General features: G+C 72.7%; 20 protein-coding genes. 10 read left to right on the forward strand and 10 right to left on the reverse strand.

The window, feature by feature from the left end; genetic code table 11:
* Nucleotides 1–39: 39 nt before the first annotated feature.
* Entirely contained in the window at nucleotides 40–1596 is a 1557-nt protein-coding gene (locus tag QYS60_RS15780; RefSeq protein WP_371383620.1) for an FUSC family protein, read from the forward strand.
* 10 nt (nucleotides 1597–1606) lie between these two features.
* Here QYS60_RS15780 and QYS60_RS15785 read toward each other — a convergent pair whose 3' ends face one another.
* Both QYS60_RS15785 and QYS60_RS15790 read right to left on the reverse strand, forming a co-directional pair.
* Complete coding sequence (locus QYS60_RS15785) at nucleotides 1607–3343, reverse strand: NTP transferase domain-containing protein (protein ID WP_371383621.1); 1737 nt, start codon at nucleotides 3341–3343, stop codon at nucleotides 1607–1609.
* A 45-nt stretch (nucleotides 3344–3388) separates the two neighbouring features.
* The gene (locus QYS60_RS15790; protein WP_006942753.1) at nucleotides 3389–3517 is read right to left on the reverse strand and encodes a hypothetical protein; all 129 of its coding nucleotides are present in this window, start codon (nucleotides 3515–3517) and stop codon (nucleotides 3389–3391) included.
* Nucleotides 3518–3578: 61 nt separating this feature from the next.
* Here QYS60_RS15790 and QYS60_RS15795 point away from each other — a divergent pair, with 61 nt between their 5' ends.
* Nucleotides 3579–5015, forward strand: coding sequence for a PLP-dependent aminotransferase family protein (locus tag QYS60_RS15795; RefSeq protein WP_371383622.1), 1437 nt, complete (start codon nucleotides 3579–3581; stop codon nucleotides 5013–5015).
* Nucleotides 5016–5021: 6 nt separating this feature from the next.
* On the opposite strand, the gene QYS60_RS15800 is transcribed toward QYS60_RS15795, so the two are convergent.
* Genes QYS60_RS15800 through QYS60_RS15810 form a run of 3 tightly spaced genes read right to left on the reverse strand, consistent with a single transcriptional unit; the run spans nucleotide 5022 to nucleotide 6643 of the window.
* Nucleotides 5022–5318: an MGMT family protein gene (locus QYS60_RS15800; RefSeq protein ID WP_003937346.1), complete on the reverse strand. Its 297-nt coding sequence runs from the start codon at nucleotides 5316–5318 to the stop codon at nucleotides 5022–5024.
* On the reverse strand, nucleotides 5319–6095 hold the full coding sequence (locus QYS60_RS15805) for an alpha/beta fold hydrolase (RefSeq protein WP_371383623.1): 777 nt from the start codon (nucleotides 6093–6095) through the stop codon (nucleotides 5319–5321).
* Nucleotides 6092–6643: a winged helix-turn-helix transcriptional regulator gene (locus QYS60_RS15810; protein ID WP_371383624.1), complete on the reverse strand. Its 552-nt coding sequence runs from the start codon at nucleotides 6641–6643 to the stop codon at nucleotides 6092–6094. Before QYS60_RS15810 ends, QYS60_RS15805 begins: the two co-directional genes overlap by 4 nt.
* Before the next feature lie 52 nt (nucleotides 6644–6695).
* Between QYS60_RS15810 and QYS60_RS15815 the strand changes: the two genes are divergently transcribed.
* The 3 genes from QYS60_RS15815 to QYS60_RS15825 all read left to right on the forward strand — a co-directional run bounded on the left by QYS60_RS15815 (nucleotide 6696) and on the right by QYS60_RS15825 (nucleotide 13886).
* Nucleotides 6696–7106: a PaaI family thioesterase gene (locus QYS60_RS15815; RefSeq protein ID WP_289377646.1), complete on the forward strand. Its 411-nt coding sequence runs from the start codon at nucleotides 6696–6698 to the stop codon at nucleotides 7104–7106.
* A 94-nt stretch (nucleotides 7107–7200) separates the two neighbouring features.
* Nucleotides 7201–10524, forward strand: coding sequence for an ATP-dependent DNA helicase (locus QYS60_RS15820; protein ID WP_289377645.1), 3324 nt, complete (start codon nucleotides 7201–7203; stop codon nucleotides 10522–10524).
* On the forward strand, nucleotides 10521–13886 hold the full coding sequence (locus tag QYS60_RS15825) for an ATP-dependent helicase (protein WP_371383625.1): 3366 nt from the start codon (nucleotides 10521–10523) through the stop codon (nucleotides 13884–13886). Before QYS60_RS15820 ends, QYS60_RS15825 begins: the two co-directional genes overlap by 4 nt.
* 9 nt (nucleotides 13887–13895) lie before the next feature.
* Here QYS60_RS15825 and QYS60_RS15830 read toward each other — a convergent pair whose 3' ends face one another.
* Nucleotides 13896–14288 carry a hypothetical protein gene (locus QYS60_RS15830; protein ID WP_289377643.1) on the reverse strand — a complete coding sequence of 131 codons (393 nt, stop codon included), beginning with the start codon at nucleotides 14286–14288 and terminating at the stop codon, nucleotides 13896–13898.
* 103 nt (nucleotides 14289–14391) lie between these two features.
* Between QYS60_RS15830 and QYS60_RS15835 the strand changes: the two genes are divergently transcribed.
* Nucleotides 14392–15459 (forward strand): TrkA family potassium uptake protein, encoded by a 1068-nt coding sequence (locus QYS60_RS15835; protein WP_289377642.1) that lies wholly within the window; start codon nucleotides 14392–14394, stop codon nucleotides 15457–15459.
* A 26-nt stretch (nucleotides 15460–15485) separates the two neighbouring features.
* On the forward strand, nucleotides 15486–16388 hold the full coding sequence (nudC, locus tag QYS60_RS15840) for an NAD(+) diphosphatase (RefSeq protein ID WP_289377641.1): 903 nt from the start codon (nucleotides 15486–15488) through the stop codon (nucleotides 16386–16388).
* A 5-nt stretch (nucleotides 16389–16393) separates the two neighbouring features.
* Here the strand turns inward: nudC and QYS60_RS15845 are convergent, their stop codons facing one another.
* Nucleotides 16394–17005: a TetR/AcrR family transcriptional regulator gene (locus QYS60_RS15845; protein WP_371383631.1), complete on the reverse strand. Its 612-nt coding sequence runs from the start codon at nucleotides 17003–17005 to the stop codon at nucleotides 16394–16396.
* A 103-nt stretch (nucleotides 17006–17108) separates the two neighbouring features.
* On the opposite strand from QYS60_RS15845, the gene QYS60_RS15850 reads away from it, so the two are divergent.
* Nucleotides 17109–17951, forward strand: a complete 843-nt coding sequence (locus QYS60_RS15850; protein WP_371383626.1) for an SDR family NAD(P)-dependent oxidoreductase — start codon at nucleotides 17109–17111, stop codon at nucleotides 17949–17951.
* Nucleotides 17952–17987: 36 nt separating this feature from the next.
* Here the strand turns inward: QYS60_RS15850 and QYS60_RS15855 are convergent, their stop codons facing one another.
* On the reverse strand, nucleotides 17988–18242 hold the full coding sequence (locus QYS60_RS15855) for a mycoredoxin (RefSeq protein WP_040782890.1): 255 nt from the start codon (nucleotides 18240–18242) through the stop codon (nucleotides 17988–17990).
* A 114-nt stretch (nucleotides 18243–18356) separates the two neighbouring features.
* Between QYS60_RS15855 and QYS60_RS15860 the strand changes: the two genes are divergently transcribed.
* Both QYS60_RS15860 and QYS60_RS15865 read left to right on the forward strand, forming a co-directional pair.
* Nucleotides 18357–20489, forward strand: a complete 2133-nt coding sequence (locus tag QYS60_RS15860; RefSeq protein ID WP_371383627.1) for an ATP-dependent DNA helicase UvrD2 — start codon at nucleotides 18357–18359, stop codon at nucleotides 20487–20489.
* A gap of 384 nt (nucleotides 20490–20873) precedes the next feature.
* Nucleotides 20874–21152 (forward strand): WhiB family transcriptional regulator, encoded by a 279-nt coding sequence (locus QYS60_RS15865; protein WP_003937333.1) that lies wholly within the window; start codon nucleotides 20874–20876, stop codon nucleotides 21150–21152.
* Between the two features lie 16 nt (nucleotides 21153–21168).
* On the opposite strand, the gene QYS60_RS15870 is transcribed toward QYS60_RS15865, so the two are convergent.
* Nucleotides 21169–22500 (reverse strand): AarF/ABC1/UbiB kinase family protein, encoded by a 1332-nt coding sequence (locus tag QYS60_RS15870; RefSeq protein ID WP_003937332.1) that lies wholly within the window; start codon nucleotides 22498–22500, stop codon nucleotides 21169–21171.
* 46 nt (nucleotides 22501–22546) lie between these two features.
* Nucleotides 22547–23395 (reverse strand): TOMM precursor leader peptide-binding protein, encoded by an 849-nt coding sequence (locus QYS60_RS15875; RefSeq protein WP_371383628.1) that lies wholly within the window; start codon nucleotides 23393–23395, stop codon nucleotides 22547–22549.
* Nucleotides 23396–23422: the final 27 nt, after the last annotated feature.

Genomic DNA, 23422 nt, shown 5'->3' on the forward strand with positions numbered 1-23422 from the left:
GCAGTGACAGAGGCAGGAGCAGGGTCCGGAAAGGGTGCCGTGTGTGCTCCTCCGATCCCGGCGCCGGGACCGGCCCGGACCCTTCTCCTCGGTGTGCCGCGGCGGGGCCGGCGGTGGCCCGGTGCCCTGCGCGCTGCCGCCGCGGTGGCGCTACCCGGCCTCGCGGGTCTCGCTCTCGGGCACGGTCCCGTCGCCGCGACCGTCGCCCTCGGGGCGTTCGCCGTCGTGTACGGCGAGGGCCGCGCCTACCGCGCGCGGTGGAAGGTGGTGCTGTTCGTCGCGGCGGCACTCGTCGCGCTGGCCGGTGTGGGCGCCGGGGTCGGTGTGCTCGTGCAGACGGGTGCGCCGGAAACGTGGCTCCTGCTCGTGGCGGTCATGACCGCCGTCGTCGCGGTGGGTGCCTTCCTGGTCGACGCGTTGCGGTTCGGTGCCCCCGGTGCGTTCCTGCCGCTGCTCACCCTGGAGATCGCGGCGGCGCTGCCGAGCGCCGGCGTTCCGGTCGTCGCGGTCGTGTCGTGGACCGCGGTCGGTGCGGGCACGGCGGTTCTCGTGTCGATGTCCGGCGTGGTGCTCAGGCCCCGCACGCCCGAGCGTGTCGCGGTGGCGGCGGCGGTGTCGGCCGTCGACACCTGCTTGCGCGCGCCGGCGGCGCTCGGCCCGCGGCACGAAGCGGTCCGGGCACTGCACGCCGCGTGGATGTGCCTGCATGACGGGCGGATCGGCGAGAGCGATCATCCGCTGGCCCGGACGCTCCGAGCGGCGCACCTGCGGCTCGCGACCCTCGTCGCGGGCGCCGACGAGGGCGCCGCCTCCGAGACCGACGACCTGCGGCCGCAACCGCCGCTGCCGCGTCCGTCGGTGCGATACCGGCTCGCGCGGGCAGCTCGGCCCGGCAGCCGATCCTGGACCATCGTCGTGCGCCTTGCCGTGGCCGGTCCCGTCGCGGGCGCACTGGCGCTCGCCGGCGGTGTCGGACGACCGGACTGGGCGGTGATCACGGCGGCGATGGTGCTGCATCAGGGACCCGACCGGGTGCTGGGCAGCTACCGGGGTCTGCACCGGTTCGCCGGCACCGTCGTGGGCCTCGGCGTGCTGGCCGCGGTCGTGTGGGCCGCGCCGACGGCCGTGGGGGTCGTCGTCGTGGTGGCGGTGCTGCTGGCCGGAACCGAGGAATACCTCGTCCGCAACTACGGCGTGGCGATGGTGTTCATCACGCCGCTCGCGCTGCTGCTCGGGAGCGGTGGGGTGCCGCACAACTTCACCGTGGTGGCTCGCGACCGGTTGCTCGAGACGGTGATCGGTGTGTTCGTCGCTGTCGCGGTGCTGTGGTTCGTGCTGCCGTCCGCGCATCGCCGCGTGCTGCGCTTCGCCGACGCGCGGGTCGCCGAGACGGTCGCCACCATCGTGCACGCACGCGCGGCGGGGGAGCGGACGGCACTGCCGGAACTGTGCCGCGACCTGGAGTTCGATCTGCACGCCGCGACGACCGCGGCGATCGTCGCGGCCCACTCCGAACCTGCCTGGACCCGCGACCGGTGGCCGGAGCACCGGCGGCTCCACGAGACCGGATACCGGGTCCTCACACATCCGGGCTGACCGGTGCCGGTCACTGCGGCAGCGGCACCAGCTCCACCCGATCGCCGTCCGCCGCGCCGGGTGGCACGAGCGCGATAGCCCGCCGCCCGATCAGCCCCGCCAGGTGTGCGGTGCGGATCGCGTTGTCGCACAACCACAGTCCGTTGCCGGTCTGTCTCGCCGGGAGCAGTCGGGTGATGTCGCCGCTCACCTGTGAGGCATTCGCCAGCGGCGCGGTCCACGGTGGCTGCGGCCGGCGACCGGTCAGACCGTCGACGACGGCGGGCAGCATCACCAGCAGCGTCGCGACGGCCGCGACCGGATTGCCCGGCAGGCCGAGCACCACGCGGCCGTCCGGCAGCACGGCTGTCACCTGGGATCCTCCCGGCTTGCACCGGACCCGCTCGACGACGAGCGACGCGCCGGCCCGCGCCAGCGCAGACCGCAACTGATCCGCGGCCCCGCCGCCGGTCGCCCCGGCCACGACGATCACGTCGACGCCGGTGGCCTCGCCGAGCAACCGGTCGAACCCGTCGCCGGTGTCGCGCAGGTGGGCCTCCCCGGCGACGACAGCCCCGCACCACTGCACGAACGCCGGCAGGACGGGACCGAGCGAATCTCGGGTCTGACCCTCGCGCAGCGGCCCGTCGCGGCGGATCTCGTCGCCGGTGACGACCACGTGGACCCGCACCGGGCCGCGGACCTGCACGGCGGTCACCTCGCCGCTCAGCGCAGCGGAGATCACCGCCGGGCCCAGAGCGACACCCGCCGCGGCGAGTTCGACGCCGGGCGCCCAGTCCTCCCCGCGCCGGCGCGCGTCGTCGCGCACCGGGGCACCAGGTATCCGGGTGACGGTGCCGGCGGTCACCTCGACGTGTTCGTCGCGCACCACCGTCGTCGCGCCGGGCGGCAGGTAGGCGCCGGTGGCGATCCGCGCGGCCTGGCCGTCGTGCAGACCGAGCGGCTGCGTCGCGCCGGCCCGATGGACCTCGGTGCGCAGCAGCCACGGGCCGTCGCCCGCGACGGCGTATCCGTCCATCGCCGACACCGCGGCGCGCGGCAGCGCCTCGGCGGCGACGAGCGGTGCGGCGAGGGTCGCGCCCGCCGCCTCCTGCGGCGCGCGGGTGCGGACCGGCAACCGCGGCAGCGACTTCCGGATCTCCGCGCGCGCGGCGTCGGGGTCGGCCGCGACCAGCCCGGAACGGGCGGCGCGGGCCTGCGCGAGCTCCTGCGGTGTGTCGCAGTCCGCGGTCCCCGCCACCGGGACCGTGACGTAGCGCTCCGGCAGCAGGGCCTTCATCGGCTGATTGGCCGGATCCGACCCCAGCGCGGCGAGGTGTCCGGCGAGCGCGGGACCACGCCACGCGGCGAGCAGGAACTGGATCCGCCCCGAGTTGTCGATCGCGAACGCCGCGTCGGATCCTGTGTTGCCGCGCAAGGCCTCGACGAGTGCGGTGACCGTGTCCGCGGTGAGGAACGGCAGGTCGGCGGCGAGGGTCAACACCACCGACTCGTGGACACCCGCGGCGGCGAGCGCGGCAACCGGCCCGGCCCCGGCGGGCCGCTCCTGCACCTGGATCACCGCGGGGTCGAGATCGTCGCGCCGTGGTCCGACGACGGTGACCCGCCGGCACCCGGCCACCGCGGCCAGGGCGATGTCGAGCAGTCGCCGGCCCCCTACGACGAGTGCGGGCTTGTCGACACCGCCCATGCGGGTCGCGCGCCCACCCGCGACGATGACGGCCTCGACGTCGGTCAGCGAACTCATGAACTCATGCTGCCCGACGCCGGTCGGCGGGATGTGCCGGGGCGGTCAGTCGGGCGTGTGGTGACTGCGCGGCGGACCGCCGATCCCGCACCGGCCGCCCTGCGCGGTGTCCAGCACTGTCCAGGTGGCCGCCGCCAGGCTGAGCGCGGTGAGGAGAACGACCAGGAAGATCATGGTCCTATTCTCTCGGTTCGGTGGACCGGAGAGTTCGGTCCACCGTGCGAAAGTGGACTGCATGAAGGACGTGTCCGCCACCCCGTCCGCGGCGCGGGTCGCGGCGCTGCTCGGCGAGCTCGGAGCCGACCGCGGTCCGCTGTACCGAGCCGTCGCCGCCGCGCTGCGCCGGCGCATCGCCGACGGCCGGCTCCCGGTCGGCACGCGCCTGCCCGCCGAGCGGGCGCTGGCCGACGCGCTCGGCGTCAGCCGCGTCACGGTGGCCGCCGCCTACGGCGACCTCCGCGACGACGGCTGGGCGCGCACCCGGCACGGGGCTGGGACATTCGTCGCCGCACCCGACGGCCGGACGCCGTGGGGCTCCGCGCTCGGCGCCCCTGTGCCCGGCGTACTCGACCTCGGCAACGCCGCCCCGGAGGCGTCGTCCCTGCTGACTGCGGCCTACGCCGCCGCCCAGCGTCGGCTGCCCGACCTGCTGGCCGGTCACGGGTACGCACCGACCGGCCTGCCCGAGCTGCGTGCCGCCGTCGCGGCGCGGTACACCGCCCGCGGACTGCCCACCGACCCCGAGCAGGTGCTGATCACCGCCGCCGCGGCGGACGGGCTGGACGCCGTCCTGCACACCGTCGTCGGGGCGGGCAGGCGGGTGCTGCACCAGCATCCGAGCCACCCCGGCGCTCTCGAGACGATCGCGGCGACCGGTGCCCAGTCCGTCGCCGTGCCCGTCGACGTCGACGATCCCGACATGATCGTCGTCGAAGCCGATCGCGCCGCGCGTCAGCATGCACCCACCGTCGCGTACCTGATGCCCGACCATGCCAATCCGACCGGGGCGAGCCTGAGTGTCGCTGCGCGGCGGTCCCTTTCCGCGACCCTGTGGCGGCACCGCGTCCTGACCGTCGTCGACGAGGTCGCCGCGGAGCTGTCGTTCGCCGGCGATGACATCGAGCCGTTCGGGGCGCCGGTCCCGGACGCGGCCACCGTGCACGTCGGCTCGTTGAGCAAGGTGGTCTGGGGCGGCATCCGGATCGGCTGGGTGCGCGGCGACCGGGCGACCGTCGCGCGCGTGCGGGAAGTGCTGCTGCGGCGCCAGCTCGGGGTGTCGATCCTCGATCAGCTCGCGGCCGTGGAGTTGTTCGCGCGGTGGGAACGGATCCTCGACGAGCGTCGCGCCGGGCTGCGCGCCCGTCAGGAGGCGCTCGCCGCGGCCGTCGCCGCACGCCTGCCCGGGTGGCGGTTCGTGCCGCCCACGGGTGGGTTGTCGCTGTGGTGCCGGCTGCCGGACGGCATCGGTTCCACCCGCCTCGTCGCCGCCGCGGAACGGCAGGGACTGGTCCTGCTGCCGGGCACCCGATTCGGCACCGGCCACGCGTTCGACGACCATCAGCGCCTGCCGTTCACCCGGCCGGTCCCGGAACTGCTCGCCGCGGTCGAGATGCTGGCCGGGCTCGGCGCGGCCGTCCTCGAGCCCCGGCGCGGGGTACCACCGCTGGTGTGAGCCGGTTCAGAAGCGGTGTCGCGCCGCCGCGAGATCGACCCGGCCGTCGCGGATCGGCACTCCCTCCTGGCTGAGCCGGGCGAGCTGCCGATGGGCCAGGTGCGCGGCCGGACGCCCGGAGGCCGGGACCACCCGGTGCCACGGCAGGTCCGCGCTGTCGGTCCGCATGATCCAGCCCACGGTGCGCGGGCTGGACAGGCCGGCCGCCGCCGCGACGTCGCCGTAGGTGGTCACCCGGCCCTCGGGAACGGAGGCCACCAGCTCCCGGACGCGTTCGACGTCGGCCTCGCTCGTCGCCGGCATCTACAGGAGCTTCCGGACGAGGGTCGCGGTCTCCTCCGGGCGCGCCTGTTCGATCATGTGGTCGCAGTCGAGCTCGAGTGTCGTGAGGTTCGTGTCGAGCCGGTCGGCGAGGGCGGCCCGGAACTCGGCGGTGACATACGGCGGCTGCACCTTCGCGGCCCGCGCGACGATCGTGGGCAGGTGCGCCGGTGGTAGGACGAACTCGCGGGCCAGCTCACTCCACGACGCCACGAGGGCGGGAACGCACAGCCGCCAGTTGACCCGGCCGGAATCGAGGGTGATCAGGTGCTCGGCGAGTTCGGCGTCGAGCCGTGCGGGATCGACCTCACCCCAGGAACCGTTCGTCTTGTCGGCGCGGGCCTCGGCCGCGTCGGTGTAGTCGGGGTGCTGCACCGTCAGCTCCGCGATCTCGAGCATGCGCTCCGGCGGCAGCCCGATCGCCGGATCCAGCAGTACCAGTCCACGTACCCGCTCGGGCGCAGCCGCCGCCAGATGCACGGCGAGGGCACCGCCGAAGGAATGCCCGACCACCAGCACCGGACCCGAGGCGTGGGCATCGAGGACGGCGAGCAGGTCCCGCACGTGCGTCTCGAAGTTCCACGGCGGCGTCCACGGGGAGCGGCCGTGTCCCCGCAGGTCCGGCGCGATGACCCGGGCCTGGGGCAGGTGCTCCGACGCGAGGTGCTCCCAGCGCCGGCCGTGACCGGTGAGGCCGTGCAGGGCGAGCAGCTGCGGACCGTCGACCGGACCGAACAGGTGGGTGTGCAGTTCGTTCACCCGTCGATTGTGTCAGGGTCGCGGCCGGTTCCGATGGCAGCCGATGCGCTCGCGCGGGACCGGTGCGGCGGTGCCGGCCGGTCGGCGGGGACGGGCCGGGCTCCCGGACCCGGGGTCGGTTCGGTCTCGCGGGCGGTCAGTCCGGCCGTGCCGGCGGGAACGACCACCGCGGCGACGGGCCGGCCGCTCACCCGGTCCCGAACCACCACGGGGGGTCCGTCCTCGTCGGCGCAGTAGCGGTCGCCCCACTGGAGCAGGGCGACGAGGACGGGAAAGAGGTCCATACCCTTGTCGGTGAGCCGGTACTCGTTGCGGGTGCGGTGTCCGGCCTCTCGGTACGGCACCGGACGCAGGATTTCCGCGGCCACCAGTTTGCGCAGGCGGTCGGCCAGGATCGGCTCGGACATCCCGACGTGCCGCCGCATGTCGTCGAACCGGCGCACGCCGTTGAACGCCTCCCGCAGGACGAGCAGGGTCCACTTCTCGCCGATCACGTCCAGTGTCCGCTGCACGGAACAGTTCGCCGTGTCCGTCTCCAACCAGCGCATGCATCGAGGCTAGACCCTTGCTAACTGTAATTTCAGAAGTTAGCGTGGCGTGATGGACACCACCTCTACCGATCTCCCCACCGGCAACGCTTTCCTGCAGGCCGCGGGCCTCGTGCTCGACGAGGTCTCCGGCACCCGGGTCACCGGACACATCGATCTGAGCCGAGACCATCACACTCCGTGGGGCGTCGTGCACGGCGGTGTCTACACCACCGCCGTCGAATCCGCGGCCAGCGTCGGGGCCAGCGCCGCTGTCCAGGACCGCGGCCAGTTCGCGGTCGGGGTGCACAACAGCACCGACTTCCTGCGCTCGAGCACGGGTGAGCGCGTCGACGTCGTCGCCGAGCCACTTCAGCAAGGCCGCGTCCAGCAGCTGTGGCTCGTCACCGTCACCGCCACCGAGAGCGGCAGGACCCTGGCGCGCGGTCAGGTCCGGCTGCAGAACGTTCCGTTGCCCGGCTGACTCGCTGCCGCGGCGGTGCAGGAGTCGCCGCTGCGCGGCGGGGCAGCAGTCGCCGCTGCGCGGCGGTGTCGGTCCCGTCTGCTGGAATGGCCGCATGACCGACGCCGACCTCCGCCCCGACGCCCGGCCGCAGCAGGTCGAGGTGCGCCTGGTGCCGAGGCCGGACGAGGCGCCGCCGCAGCGACAGTGGCCCGAGGACGTGCAGCGGGTGTTCGCGGACTCGCCGCCCCTGCCGCAGTGGCGGCCGTGGCAGGTGCTGGGCGGTCCCGGGACGGGAAAGACGTCGCTGCTCGTGGACCTGGCCGTGGCCCGCATCGTCGCCGGCGCCGACCCGGAATCGGTGCTGGTGCTCACCCATTCGCGACGCGCCGCGACCGAGGTCCGCGAAGCGATCACCGCCGGGTTGCTGCACGCGGGGATGGCTGCCGGCGGTCCCCGTGCCACGAGGGAACCGCTGGTGCGCACCGTCCACTCGTACGCGTTCGCGGTGCTGCGGCTGCAGGCGTCCACACACGGCAACCCGCCGCCGCGCCTGATCACCGGCGCCGAGCAGGATGCGGTCCTGCGCGAGTTGTTGCGCGGAGACCTCGACGACGGCGCGGGAATGTGGCCCGAGCGGCTGCGGCCCGCGCTCGGCATGACCGGCTTCGCGGTGGAACTGCGGGACCTGATGCTGCGCGCCAACGAACGCGGTCTCGGCCCCGAGGACCTGATCGACCTCGGGCAGCAGCGGTCCCGACCGGAATGGGTCGCCGTCGGCGAGTTCGCGGCCCGGTACGAGCAGATCATGCTGCTGCGCGGTGCCGTCGGCATCGAGGCACCCGAGGCCACCGCGCCCGCGCTCGACGCTGCCGAACTCGTCGGTGCCGCCCTCGCCGCGTTCGTCACCGATCCGGACCTGCTCGCGCGGGAACGCGCCCGGATCCGGCACCTGCTCGTCGACGACGCGCAGCATCTCGATCCGCAGGCCGCCCAGCTGGTGCGCGTCGTGGGCCTCGGCACCCGCACCACCACCATCGCCGGTGACCCGGACCAGGCGGTCTTCACCTTCCGCGGTGCCGACCCGGCCTTTCTCACCTCGCTCGCCGACGACGACCCGAGCCGCCGCGTGGTGCTGGGAACCAACCATCGCGCCGCCCCGGACGTGGCGGAACTCGTCGGGCGGATCACCCGACGGCTCTCCGGCCTGCCGCCCCACCGCGGCGCACCCGCCGTCCCGACGGACGATCCGGGAAGCGTGCGGGTCCGGGTGCTGTCGACGCCGGCGAAGGAGGCCGCGCTCGTCGCAGACACGCTGCGCCGCGCCCACCTCGTCGACGGGGTGCCGTGGTCCCGCATGGCCGTCGTGGTGCGGTCGGTGCCGCGTTCGCTCGCTCCGCTGCGGCGGGCCCTGCTGGCGGCCGGGGTGCCGGTGACCACAGCGGCATCCGAGCTGCCGCTGGCCCGTCAGCACGGAGTCGCCGGTCTGCTGCTCGTGCTGCGGGCGCTGTCCGGGCTGCCGTTCGGCGGGGAGGAGGCGCTCGCCCTGCTGTCCGGTCCCGTCGGCGGAGCGGAACCGGTCGCGCTGCGCCGCCTGCGCCGGGGTCTGCGCCGGGTCGAACTCGCCGCCGGTAGCGACCGTGACTCGGCCGAACTGCTGCGGCTGTTGCTCGTCGACGACGAGAGCGAGGACGCCGAACGGCTCGTGCGCGGCCTCACCGATGTCGAAGCGGCACCGCTGAGGAAGGCGCAGTCCGTGCTGCGCAAGGCACGGGATGCCGCGCGCCGCGGCGGCGGGATCGAGGACGTGCTGTGGGAGGCGTGGCAGGCCACCGGTCTCGAACGCAAGTGGACCGCGGCATCCGAACGCGGCGGGCCTGTCGGCGCGCAGGCAGACCGCGACCTCGACGGCATCGTGGCGCTGTTCGACGCCGCCGCCGACTACGTCGACCGGCTGCCGCGCGCCCAGCTCGCCGGATTCGTCGACTATCTCACCGAGCAGGAGATCCCGGGTTCCGTCCGCGCCCGCCTCGTCGCGCAGGCCGAGGCGGTCACCGTCGTCAGCGCGCACTCGGCGGCCGGCCGGGAATGGGACGTCGTGGCGGTCGCAGGCGTGCAGGAGGGACTCTGGCCGAGCCTGCGGGCCCGTGGCACCCTGCTCGGTATCGAGACGCTGATCGACGCGGTCTCCGGGGCCGACGGCGGCGACGGCGCGACGCGGCTCTCGCGCACCGCGCCGCTGCTGGCCGACGAGCGCCGTCTGTTCCTCGTGGCGTGCAGCCGCGCGCGACGCACCCTCCTCGTCACCGCCGTGGAATCGGTCGGCGGCGACACCGACATGGTGCGGTCCCGGTTCGTCGACGAGCTGGTGGGTGCGGCCTCCGACGACGAGGTCGACGAGCCGGGGGAGGACGTCTCGGTACTGCCGGAGGAGACCCGCACCCGCGTGCTCGCGCTGCCGACCCTCGTCGCCGAACTGCGCAGCGTCGTGTGCGACCCCGTGGTGGCCCGCGACGATCCGGAGCGGCAGCGCCGGGCGGCGGCGCAGCTCGCGCGGCTCGCCCGGGCCCGGGTGCGGGGCGCGCACCCGGACCAGTGGTACGGCACCGCCGAGCCCAGCACGCAGCAGGAACTGTGGGACCCCGGAGCCGACGCGGTGCCGCTGTCGCCGTCGACGGTCGAACAGCTCACCACCTGCCCGCTGCGATGGATGTTCGAGCGGCACGGCGGCTCCGACGGCGACAACACCCACGCTGTCGCGGGGAGCCTGGTGCACACGCTGGTGCAGGCACTCGCCGGACGGATCCCGCCCGACCAGGTGGAGCGGGCGCTCGAACGGGCTTGGGACTCGGTCGATCTCGGCTCGCAGTGGTACGCCCGCCGCGAACTCGAGCGCACCCGCGCCATGCTGGACACGTTCTCGGCGTGGCTGCGCGGTACCCGTGGCGAGCTCACCGAGGTCGGTGTCGAGATCGCCGTCGACGGCATCCTCGAACCCCGGACCGAGGACGAGCCGCGGGTGCGGCTGCGCGGCCGGATCGACCGGCTCGAGCGGGACCCCGACGGGCGGCCGGTGATCATCGATGTCAAGACCGCGCGCCATCCCGTCACCAAGGAGGCGGCGCAGGATCACGCGCAGCTGGCGGCCTACCAGGTCGCCGCCGCGGCCGGCGCGATCGACGGGCAGCCCGCCGCCGACCCCGGCGGGGCACGGCTGGTGTTCGTCGCCAAACCGCACAACAAGGAGGGCGCCACCCAGCGGGTGCAACCTCCGCTGGACGGCGAGACACTCGACCGTTGGCGTGACGTGATCCACGAAGCAGCCGCGGCCACCCGGGGACCGCAGTTCCTGGCCCGGGTCAACGACGGGTGCCGGCACTGCCCGGTTCTGTCGAGCTGCCCGGCGCACGACGAGGGCAGGCAGGTGACGGGACAGTGACACCACCGACGGTGACCGCGGCCGAGCTGGCCGCCGCGCTCGGGCAGTTCCCGCCGACCGACGAGCAGGCCGCGGTGATAGAGGCGCCGCTGCGGCCCACGCTCGTCGTCGCCGGTGCCGGGGCCGGCAAGACCGAGACGATGGCGGCGCGCGTCGTCTGGCTCGTCGCGAACGGTTTCGTCGACCCGGAACAGGTGTTGGGCCTGACGTTCACCCGCAAGGCCGCCCAGCAGCTCACCACCCGGATCCGCCGGCGGCTGGCGAAGCTCGCCGGTTCGCCGCTCGTGCGCGATCTCGATCCCACCGGCGGGCTACGGGCCCGCATCCTCGCCGGCGAGCCGGAGGTGGGCACCTATCACGCGTACGCCGGGCGACTGCTCGGTGAGCACGGGCTGCTCTTGCCCATCGAACCGTCGGCGACGCTGCTGTCCGAGACCGAACTGTGGCAACTCGCGTACCGCGTGGTCAGCGCCTGGGACGGCGACCTCGACACCGACCGCGACCCCGCCTCGGTCACCGAGTGCGTGCTGGCGCTGGCGGGGCAGCTCGCCGAGCACCTCGTCGAGCCGGACGACCTGCGCGTCGCGCACACCGAGCTGGACAAGCTCGTGCACACCCTGCCCGCCGGTCCCAGGCAGCGCGGGGGGCCGTCGAAGACCCTGCTGAACATCCTCGAGGTGCAGCAGTCGCGGATCGAACTGCTGCCCCTGGTCGAACGATTGGCGCAGACGCTGCGCCGCGAGGGCGCGCTGGACTTCGGCAGCCAGATGTCGCTCGCGGCCCGGATGGCGCGCGACCACCCGGAGGTGGGCCGTGCCGAACGGGCCCGGTTCCGCGTGGTGCTGCTCGACGAGTACCAGGACACCGGCCATGCCCAGCGCGTCCTGTTGTCGTCGCTGTTCGGCGGTTCGCCGTCCGGCAGGGTCGAGGATCCGATGCCCGCCGTCACCGCGGTGGGTGATCCGATGCAGTCGATCTACGGATGGCGTGGCGCGTCCGCGGCGAATCTGCCCCGGTTCTCGACGGACTTCCCGCTGGCGGACGGCAGCCCCGCACCACGGCTCGAGCTGCTCACCAGCTGGCGCAACCCTCCCGAGGCCCTGGAACTGGCGAACCTGGCATCGGAGCCGTTGCGGCACAAGGGAGTCCAGGTAAGCGTGCTGCGGGCCAAGCCCGAACCCGTCACCGGTGACGTCCGGCTCGCCCTGCACGCCGACGTCGAGGCGGAACGGGAATGGGTGGCGGAGCGGATCGCCGCCGAGTACGCGGCCGCCCGGGAGGCCGGGGCGTCGCCGCCCACCGCGGCGGTACTGGTGCGCCGCAACGCCGACGCCGCGCCGATCGCCGAGGCGCTGCGCGCCCGCGGGCTGCCCGTCGAGGTCGTCGGTCTCGGCGGCCTGCTGCACACGCCCGAGGTCGCCGACGTGATCGCGATGCTGCGGTTGGCCGCGGACCCGGCGGCCGGCAGCGCGGCCGTGCGGGTGTTGACCGGGGCCCGCTGGCAGCTCGGCGCCGCCGACCTGCAGGCGCTCTGGCGGCGGGCCGGTGAACTCGCCATCGGTGGCCGTTTCGGCGTCGGCGGCTCGGTCACCGACTCGGCCGCGCTCGCCGAGGCGCTCGACAGCGCACTGCCGGGTGAGCAGTCCGAGCAGGCCGGGATCGCCGACGCACTCTCCGATCCCGGACCACCGCAACGTTATTCGGAGTTCGGATACGCGCGTATCGTCGCGCTCGGCAAGGAACTGGCGTCCCTGCGGGAGCGGCTGGGCCAGCCGCTGACGGAACTCGTCGCGGAGATGGAACGGGTCCTGGGCATCGGCATCGAGGCGCAGGCCAGGGCCGGCAGCGACGGCGGAGTCGGCCGGGAGAACCTCGACGCCTTCGCCGACGTGGTCGCCGGGTATGCGAGCCGGGGTTCGGCGACGCTGACCGGACTGCTCGCCTATCTCTCCGCCGCGGAGGAGATCGAGGGCGGACTCGCCCCGGGCGAGGTGCAGGTCGCCACCGAGCGGGTGCAGGTGCTCACCGTGCACTCGGCCAAGGGCCTCGAATGGGAGGTGGTGGCGGTTCCGCACCTGACGGCGGGGGTGTTCCCCTCGTCGACGGCGGGCAGCACATGGCTCGGCGCCCTCGGCGAACTGCCGCCGTCGCTGCGCGGCGACCGGGCACTGCCGGACGAGAACAGCGAAGGTGTCCCCGTCCTCGATCTCGACGACGTCTACGACCGAAAGTCGCTCGAGGACCGCATCGACACCCACAAGGACGCCCTCAAGCACCGGAAGCTGGACGAGGACCGGCGTCTGTTCTACGTCGCGCTCACCCGCACGGAACGAAGCCTGTTCGTCTCCGGTCACCACTGGGCCGAGTCCGGAACGGAGCCGAAAGGACCGTCCCCGTTCCTGTCCGAACTGCACGAACTGGTAACGGAGCGACCCGGACTCGGGAGTATCGAGATCTGGGCTCCGGCGCCGGAAGCCGGCACCGAGAACCCGATGACCGCGGATCCGCACACGGCCGTGTGGCCGCGCGACCCTCTCGGGCTCCGGCGTCCCTTCGTCGAGCAGGGCGCGGCCCTGGTCCTCACGGCGCTCGAAGAGCCCGAACCGGCGTCTCCGGCGAACCCGGACGACGACCCCGACGACTGGGCCGCGGACGTCGACGCGCTGCTCGCCGAACGGGCCCGGCGTGCCGAGCAGCGTGCCGAGGTGACGCTGCCCGCGCAGATGTCGGTCAGCCAGTTGGTGGATCTGGCTGCGGACCCGGCCGCCCTGGCCGCGCGACTGCGCCGCCCGTTGCCGTTCCGGCCGAACCCGCTGGCGCGGCGCGGCACCGCCTTCCATGCCTGGCTCGAACGCCGGTACGGCGCCACACGCCTGCTCGATCTCGACGAGCTGCCCGGCGCGGACGACGCCGGCGGCGACGAAACCGAACTCGACCGGCTCCAGGAGGCGTTCCTGCGGTCGCGGTGGGCTCAGCGCAGCCCGGTGGAGGTGGAGGTCCCGTTCGAGACCTCGCTGGCCGGGGTGGTGATCCGCGGCCGGATCGACGCCGTGTTCGAGGACCGGGACGGCGGCTGGACGGTCATCGACTGGAAGACCGGCGCCGAACCCGACGAGGACCGGCTCGAGGCGGTGGCGATGCAGCTGGCCGCGTACCGCCTGGCCTGGGCGCAGCTGATGGCAGCCCGCACGTTCCGCGCGACCGGCCGGCCGGCCGAGCCGCCGCTCGGCAAGGTCCGGGCCGCCTTCCACTACGTACGCTCGGGACGGACCATCGCACCCGAGGACCTGCCCGGAGCCGAACGGCTGGACCGGCTGGTGCGCAGCGCCGGTGCCGACCGCCCCTCGGCCGGCGAACGGTAGCGGCCGAGGTCAGCGGCGCGGCGCGTTGCGCCGGGCCGTGAACGCCTGGGCGATCAGGGGCAGCTGCAGAGGCAGCCGGGCCACCGCGATCGCCTTCGCGGCCGGGGAGAGCCGCTCGCTCCGCAGCCATGTCACGGCCATCTGCACGTTGGCGGGGAACACCGCCACCAGCAGTGCCGCGGCCAACGCCCCGCCGAGCCGGCGGGTCCGCGGAATCGCAAGTGCCGTCCCCACGGTCAGCTCGGCGACTCCGGATGCGTACGTGTAGGTCCGCGGCGAACCCGGCAGCGCTGTCGGCACGATCCGGTCGAAGGGTCGAGGGGAGGCGAAATGCGCGGTGCCCGCGCCGAGGAGGAGCGCGGACAGCCGCAGCGCCGCGCGCTGGGACGGGTGTGTGGACATGCGCGCCACACTAGCGGCCGACGCGTAGGCTGCGAGCCGATGTCAGCAACGAGAACGTCGGTGACCGCATCGACGGAGCCGAGAACACCGCGGGAGAGCCGCCATGCCGGGTAGGTTACGGGGCCGCTTCAGCCGTTCCGACGTGCTCACCGAACGCCCGGACTTCGCACTGGTGGGCATCCTGCGGGTGCCGCAGTTGCAGACCAGTCCGAGCCGGGCCATCACCCGCCGCGTCGGATATGCGGTGGCAGCACTGGCGTTCGCCGTGCTGGTGGTCTATCTGGACCGGGACGGCTATCGCGACGCCCAGGGTGATGCGCTGTCGCTGCTGGACTGCGTCTACTACGCAACCGTCTCGCTGTCGACCACCGGGTACGGTGACATCACCCCGATCACTCCCGAGGCGAGACTGATCAACGTTCTGGTCATCACGCCGCTACGGATTTTCTTCCTCATCGTCCTGGTCGGTACGACGCTCTCGGCACTGACCGAGAGTTCCCGTCAGGCGTTCAAGATTCAGCGTTGGAGGCGCCGCGTGCGTAATCACACCGTCGTCGTCGGATACGGCACCAAGGGCCGCACCGCCGTGGATGCGATGCTGGGCGACGGGGTTCCGCCGTCGGAGATCGTCGTCGTCGACACGGATCCGGTGGTACTCGAAACCGCCGCGGGACAGGGCCTGGTGACCGTGCAGGGTTCGGCGACGAAGTCGGATGTGCTGCGCCTGGCCGGGGTTCAGCATGCGGCCGCGATCATCGTCGCCGCCAACCGGGACGACACCGCGGTGCTCGTCACGCTCAGCGCGCGCGAGATCGCTCCGAGGGCGAAGATCGTCGCGGCCATCCGCGAATCGGAGAACACGCATCTGCTGCGTCAATCGGGCGCGGACTCGGTGGTCATCTCGTCGGAGACTGCGGGCCGGTTGCTCGGCATCGCCACCACGACGCCGAGCGTTGTGGAGATGATCGAGGATCTGCTCACCCCGGAGGCGGGATTCGCGATCGCCGAACGCGACGTCGAACCGAACGAAGTGGGCGGCTCGCCCCGCCACCTGTCCGACATCGTGCTCGGCGTCGTGCGCGACGGCCGCCTGCTGCGCGTGGGGTCCCCCGAGGTCGACGCCGTGGAGGCGGACGACAAGCTGCTCTACATCCGGCGGGTGTCGGGCTGAGCCCGCGCCGCCGCTAGGGTGCAGTCGTGAGCCGTTTCCAGCTGTCCGACACCCCCTTGCTCTCCCGTGCGGTCGTCGACCGCGCCGAGGAACTGCGGGGCGACGCCGCGGCCCTGCACGACGGTTGGTCCCGGGCCCAACTGCTCCGGGTCGATCGTCGCGGGCAGGTGCCGGTGGACGGCGACGCCTTGGTGTTCGCCGCGGCGGTGGAGCTGGGACCCGAGCCGGTTCCCGGCGCGGTGTTCCTCGGTGTGCGCGGCGACCGGCACGTGTGGGCGGTCCGGGTGCTCGCGCAGACCGGAACGGTCGCCGATCTGCGCCGGGTCGGGGAGCGGCTCGACGACGCCGACGCGGGTCTGATGGTGACTGCGGTGGCCCTGCTCAACTGGCACGACAGCGCGGGCTTCAGTTCACTGGACGGAGCGCCGACCGAGCCGACCCTGTCCGGCTGGTCGAGAATCAGCACCAGCACCGGTCACGAGGAGTTCCCGCGTACCGACCCGGCAATCATCTGTCTCGTGCACGACGGCGCGGACCGGGTCCTGCTGGCGCGACAGCCGGTGTGGCCGGAGCGACGGTTCTCCGTGCTCGCCGGGTTCGTCGAGGCGGGGGAGTCGCTCGAGTCCTGCGTCGTGCGGGAGATCCGCGAGGAGGTCGGCGTCGAGGTGCGAGACGTGCGGTACCTCGGCAGCCAGCCGTGGCCGTTCCCGCGGTCGGTGATGATCGGGTTCTCCGCCGTCGCCGATCCGGAGCATCCGCTGGCCTTCCTCGACGGGGAGATCGCCGAGGCCCGCTGGTTCAGCCGCGACGAGGTGGGGGCCGCGCTCGCGCTCGGCGACTGGGCTTCCCCGGCCGACGCCCCGTTGTTGCTGCCGGGATCGATCTCGATCGCCCGGGGCATGCTGGAGGGTTGGGTCCGGGGGACCTGAACCGGTCAGGACCCCGGCCTCGGCAGGTCGGTGAGCACGGTCTCGACGAGGTGATCGGTGTATTCGTAGGTCAGCGGACCGGAGCGCAGCAGCCAGCGCTGGGCGACGGGGGCGAAGAGGGTGTCGACGACGGCGTCGAGATCCACATCGGGGGACAGCTGACCCTGTCGCTGCGCCGCGCGCAGCCGCTCCTTCTTCATCTGCCGCATCGGCTCGTCGAGACGACGGGAGTATTCGGCGGCCAGGGACTCGTCCTCGAGTACGGCGACGGTCAGCGCGCGCAACGGCCGTTCGAACCGGGGATCGTTCAGTTCGTCGACGGTGGCGCGCAGCACCGCCCTCATGTCGGCGACGAGATCGCCCGTGTTCGGTAGGCCCTGCGGGTCCTCCGGTTCGCCGCCCACGTTTGCGTTGAGGTAGGCGTCGAGCAGCACCGATCCTTTCGACGACCACCACCGGTAGATGGTCTGTTTCCCGACGCCGGCTCGGGTAGCGATCGCCTCGATGCTCGACTTGCTGTAGCCCACTTCACCGACCAACTCCACCGCGGCGGTCAGGATCGCTGTCCGGGCGGCGTCGCTGCGGCGGGTGCTTCTCGGCGGCATGGAACACAGCATAGCCATACCGAGACGAGACGGACCGTCTTGACTAGGGGGAACGAGGGTCGCATACTCACATGACGAGACGATCCGTCTCGTCTAGATTTGAGGAGGCGCCCGCATGGTCGAGCAGCGGATATGGCTGGTCACGGGGGCAAGCCGAGGGCTTGGCCGAGCGTTCACCCGGGAGGCGCTCACCGCAGGAGACCGGGTGGCCGCCCTTGCCCGCACCGCAACCGCCGTGCCCGAGTTCCGGGACGACGAGCGGGTGCTCACCGTCGACGTCGACGTGACCGACCGGTCGGCGGTGTTCGCGGCGGTCGATCGGGTTGTCGACCACTTCGGGCGCCTCGATGTCGTCGTCAACAACGCCGGGACGATGTGGACGGGCTTCGTCGAGGAGTTCACCGAGGAGCAGGCACGCGCTCAGATGGAGACCAACTTCTTCGGAGCGCTGTGGGTCACGCAGGCGGTGTTGCCGGCGCTACGCCGGCGCCGGGGCCGGCTGCTGCAGATCTCCAGTATTGCGGGGATCGCGGCATTTCCCACCACCGGGTTGTACAGCGCGAGCAAGTTCGCACTGGAAGGACTGAGCGAGGCGGTCGCTGCCGAGGCCGCACACTTCGGGGTCGCCGTGACGATCGTCGAACCCGGCGGATACTGGACGGACCTGTACAAGGACATGCCCGCCACTGCTCCGCTCGACGACTATGCGGCGCTGCGCGCCGAGATGGCAGCGACGTCGGCCGCCGGCGGCGTCGACAGCGAGCCGGCGCTCGCCGCGGCCGCGGTCCGGGCAGCCGTGGACAGCGACGCCCCGCCGAGACGGTTGATCCTCGGCAGCGTCGTCTACGACGCCGCGGTCGGACTCGCGCAGGACCGCATCCGGGACTGGGCGGCATGGGAGAAGGTCAGCCGGGCAGCCGAACACGCCGTGCCGGCCCCGCCGGGATACACCACCTGAGCTCCTCGGTGCTCCCGGCGGATGCGGTGCCGTCGGCTAGAGACCGAGCGCCTGCTTGACCGCGGACAGCGGGGGATTGGTCGCGGTGCTGCCGTCGGCGTACTGGACGGTGGGAACGACGTGGTTTCCGTTGTTGACGCTGCCGACGAACTCGGCGGCCGCCGGGTCGGCTTCGATGTCGATCTCGGCGTATCCGATGCCGTGCTCGTCGAGCTGGAGCTTGAGGCGACGGCAGTAGCCGCACCAGTCGGTGGTGTAGAGCGTCAGGGCAGGAGCGTCGGTCGTAGTCACGGTGCGCACAACAACCACCGTCTGCGCGCTGTTCCGTCCCCCGGCGAAATGTGTTCTCCGCCACAGGCGGTGTGGGCCGGATGCCTGTCACCACGTCCTGCCATGATGGAGCCCATGCGCGCAGAGACATCGGTGGAGGGGCTCGATCCCCAGCAGGCCGCGGCGGTCCTCGCGCCGCGGGGCCCGGTGTGTGTCCTCGCAGGCGCAGGTACCGGGAAGACCCGGACGATCACCCGCCGCATCGCGCACCTGGTGTCCCGCGGGCACGTCGCGGCCGGCCAGGTCCTCGCAGTCACGTTCACCGCGCGCGCCGCCGGAGAGATGCGCGGTCGTCTGCGCGAACTCGGCGTGGGCGGCACGGGCCCGCAGGTGCAGGCGCGCACCTTCCACGCCGCCGCTCTGCGGCAGCTGCGCTACTTCTGGCCGCAGGTGGTCGGCGACACGCCGTGGCAGCTGCTCGACCGCAAGTTCGCGGTCGTCTCCCAGGCCGCGCACCGGGCCGGGTTCGCCACCGACACCGACACCGTGCGCGACCTGCTCTCGGAGATCGAGTGGGCCAAAGGATCGCTCGTCGCGCCGGAGGACTATCCGGCCGTGGCGGCCCGCGCCCGGCGGGAACCTCCCGCCGACGCTGGGCGGGTCGCCGCCGTCTACGCCGGCTACGAGTCGCTCAAGGTGCGCGACGACGGCATCTACCTCGATTTCGACGACCTGCTGCTGCACACGGCCGCCGCGCTCGAGGAACACACCGCCGTCGCCGAGGAGTTCCGCGACCGCTACCGCTGTTTCGTCGTCGACGAGTACCAGGACGTCACGCCCCTGCAGCAGCGAGTGCTCGACGCGTGGCTCGGCGACCGCGACGACCTCACCGTCGTCGGTGACGCGAACCAGACGATCTACTCGTTCACCGGTGCCACCCCGCAGTACCTTCTCGACTTCTCCCGCCGGTTCCCGGACGCGACCGTGGTCCGGCTCGAACGTGACTACCGTTCCACCCCGCAGGTCGTGTCCCTTGCCAACCGGGTCATCGGCGCGGCGCGCGGGCGCATCGCCGGGACCCGGCTCCAGCTCGTCGGCCAGCGCCCGCCCGGACCGGAGCCGGCGTTCGCCGAGTACGACGACGAACCCGCCGAGGCGCGGGCCGTCGCCAAGGCGATCGCCGAACTGCTGGGTTCGGGGGTACCGGCCGCCGAGATCGCCGTGCTCTACCGCATCAACGCTCAGTCCGAGGCCTACGAGCAGGCGTTCACCGAAGCCGGTATCCCGTACCAGGTCCGCGGCGGCGAGGGCTTCTTCACCCGGGCAGAGGTGCGGCAGGCGGTCGGGGCGCTGCGTCAGGCGCAGGCCCGAGACGACCTGCCCGAGGGCGCCGATCGCGGTGCCGCCCTGGTCACGCTGGTGCGGGCGGTGCTCGCCCCGCTCGGGCTGAGCGACACCGAACCTGCCGGTGCGCAGGCGCGTGAACGCTGGGAATCGCTGCGGGCGCTGGTGCAGCTCACCGAGGAACTCCTCGGGCACGAGCCCGACCTCGATCTCGACGGCCTGCTGCGCGACCTCGCGGCGCGGGCGGAGGCGCGGCACCCACCGACGGTGCAGGGCGTCACACTTGCGTCGCTGCACGCGGCCAAAGGCCTGGAATGGGACGCAGTCTTCCTCGTCGGGCTCACCGACGGGACACTGCCCATCGTGCACGTCGTCGGTGACAGCTCCACACCGCCCGACGAAGCCGGGATCGAGGAGGAGCGCCGACTGCTGTACGTCGGGGTGACCCGCGCCCGCGTGCACCTGCACCTGTCGTGGGCGCTCTCGCGTACCGAGGGCGGTCGCCGGTCGCGGCGGCGATCACGGTTCCTGCACGGTCTGATCCCCGACGATTCGCCGGCCTCCCGGATTGCGGTTCCCGCGTCGCCGAAGCGGAAGCGGCCGCAGTGCCGCGTGTGCGGCAAGCCCCTCATGGGATCGTCCGCGACCATGCTCGGACGCTGCGAGGGTTGCCCGTCGAACCTGGACGAATCGCTGCTGGTGGCCTTGAAGGACTGGCGCCGGGAGCGGTCCAAGGAGATGAAGGTCCCCGCGTACGTGGTGTTCAGCGACAACACGCTCATCGCGATCGCCGAGCAGCGGCCGGGCGACGACCGCGCCCTCGTCGCCATCCCCGGTATCGGGGCGAAGAAACTCGAGCAGTTCGGAGCGGACGTGCTCGCTGTCGTGCGTGGGGAACGCGCGGCCGACACCCTCGATTTGTAGCGGTTCCACGGATGCGGCAAAACCGCAGGTAGAAAATGGGTTGTGCGATCGACGGCCGAGTTTCTAGGCTGGAGGTCGATGTCACGGGAAAGGCCCGTGCGCGGACGACGTCAGGAGGTGGCCCCGATGCTCGGCTTCGATGCAGCTGCAGTGGTGGTCGCCGCCCCCGTCGCCGGCGCCCCCGTCGCCGCCGGTGCGTGCACTCCGCGCGTCGCCCGCGTGCGCGCAGCCGCCCTTTCGTCCGTGTCCCGAAGCCACCGAGGTCAGCCCCGGTAATCTTCGATTCGCCTTCCGGCCACGGACACCGCCCAGCGGACCGTGGCCTTCTTCGTCTTCTGCCCGGTTCGCCCCTCGCATCCGAACCAGACAAAGGAGACATCCATCGTGCAAACCGCAACGCTCGACGTCGACCGAACGACGCGCGTGCGCGAGTTGCCCTGCCGCGGCGACGACCCGGATCTGTGGTTCGCCGAATCACCGGCCGAGTTGGAGCGGGCCAAGACGCTGTGCGGCCGGTGCCCGATCCGAGCCCACTGCCTCGCCGCGGCACTCGACCGAGCCGAGCCGTGGGGTGTGTGGGGCGGCGAGATCTTCGAACGGGGCGTCGTCGTCGCCCGCAAGCGCCCGCGGGGGCGCCCCCGCAAGGAACTCGTGTGCGCCTGACCGGGTTGCCGGGACGTCAGTCCACCGGGTCGGTGAATCCCGGCAGCCACTCCGACAGGATCCGCATGTAGGGGGCGTGCGCATCCAGCTGGGCGCAGATGCCGACCGAGCCGAGGAGTACGCGGACGATGTTCGCGTACTCCGGCGGCAGGTTCAATGCCCGCGCGGTCCGGAAGTTGGATCCGGAGAAGTCGGTGGCGGTGCCCGCCGCCTTCTGCAGCCAGGCCCGGGTGAAGTGGAAGGACTCCGTATGGATCGGGTCGGTGAACGGGCGCAGGTAGTCCGCGATCTCCTGCTCGGTGACCTCCCTGCCCGGCAGGACGAACCGGTTCTCGTAGAGCAGAGTGGTCAGCTCGTCGAAGCGTTCTTCGAGGGCCAGCCGCACCATCCGGCCCAGCACCGGTGGCAACCCGTTCGGCATCGCGGCCGTGGCACCGAAGTCGATGACGCCGAGCCGGCCGTCGTCGAGCAGCATGAAATTGCCCGGATGGGGGTCGCAGTGCAGCAGTCCCACCTGCGCCGGGGAGGCGAAGTGGAATTCGGCCAGCAGCGCGCCGGCCCGGTTGCGCTGCTCGCGGGTACCCTCCGCGATGATCGTGGAAAGCGGTGTCGCCGTCAGCCATTCGGTGACGAAGACCTTCGGGGAACTGGCGACCACCCGCGGCACGACGAACCGAGGATCGTCGCTGAACACTCTGGCGAAGGCCCGCTGATTGTCGGCCTCGATCCGGTAGTCGAGCTCCTCCTCGGTGCGGGCGGTCAGCTCGTCGAGCACCGCCCGCACGTCCGTGCCCGGCATCACCGTCGCGAACAGACCCGCGAACCGCGACAGGGTGCGCAGATCGGCGCGCAGCGCCTCGTCGGCACCCGGGTACTGGACCTTCACCGCGACCTCGCGGCCGTCCGCCCACGTCGCCCGGTGGACCTGTCCGATGCTCGCCGAGGCGGTGGGGACGTCGTCGAACGAGGCGAAGCGTTCCCGCCAGCCGGCGCCGAGCTGCTGATCGAGGACACGGTGGACCGTCTTGGCAGGCAGCGGCGGAGCGGCCGACTGCAACTTCGTCAGCGCCTCCCGGTACGGTTCGGCGAACTCCTCCGGTACCGCGGCTTCCATCACGCTCAGTGCCTGGCCGACCTTCATGGCTCCGCCCTTGAGCTCTCCGAGCACCGTGAACAGCTGCTCGGCCGCCTTCGCCGCGAGCTCCGCATCGATCTCCTCGCGGTCCCCGCCGGCCAGACGCCGGCCGAACCCCACCGCGGCACGACCGGCGATCCCGAGGGGGATGCTGGCGAGCTTGGCGGTGCGGGAACTGCTTCTCCGGGGGATTTCGGCCACGCCCCCCATCATGCCTGACGCCGTCCTCCCGGCGCGGGGCGCCGGGGGCGACCCCGCTTCACGCGGGCGGGGCTGCGCACCCACACTCCGGGTGCCGGTACCAGCGCCGCGACGCGAGCCGATGACTGCGCAGGTCCAGCTCGAAGGTCCGGTCCAGTGTCGCGGGCGCCGCGGTCGTGAGAATTGCGTCGAGCTCGCCGAGGGCGAGAGCTGCGGTCGCCAGCACCGCCGGGGGCTCCGCACAGCCGACGCGGTCGCACAGTTGAGCCGCGAGCTGCGGCCAGTGCGGGTCGAGGTCGGTGCGGGTGAGATCTGCGCATCGCAGACAGCTCGTGCGACCCGGGACGACGAACGGCCCGACGATGCCACGGCCGTCGCGCAGCAACACGGGCAGGTGCGGCACGCGGTGCCGCATCAGCTCCCGGACGAGCCGGGGGTCGGGGACCAGTGCGTCGGCGAGGAGCACGCACTGCACGTCCCATCGGGCCACGTCACTGTCGCCGGTATAGGCGGCGGACCTGCTCAGCCGGGTGCCCGAGACCGTCAGGTGGGCGACCAGCGTATCCGCCAGGGGTCCGCGCCCGTGCACCCGCACCCGAGGAGCCACCGGTACGGTCCCGCCCGGATCCCGGACCGCGCCGACGGTGGTCAATTCGTCGAGCAGGACGGTGACGGCATCGTCCGCGAGCCCGGCCCGCGCGGTGCGGACCAGAATCTCCGCACGCGACGAACGCCCGTCGAGCAGATTCAGCACCGTCGACAGACCGAATGCGTCGAGGTCTTTGCCGGGCGAGAGGACTGCGGCGGTGTCGGGACCCCACCCGAGCTGGACCGAGCCGTCCGGGCGGCGGAGCACTTCGAGGGCAGGATCGAGCGCCGGTCCGGGCTGGTGCGTGGCCGTGGTCATGCCCGCCAGTCTGCGGCAACCCGGACC

Source organism: Rhodococcus sp. GXMU-t2271 (genome assembly GCF_041414735.1).
GTDB classification, from domain to species: domain Bacteria; phylum Actinomycetota; class Actinomycetes; order Mycobacteriales; family Mycobacteriaceae; genus Rhodococcus; species Rhodococcus indonesiensis.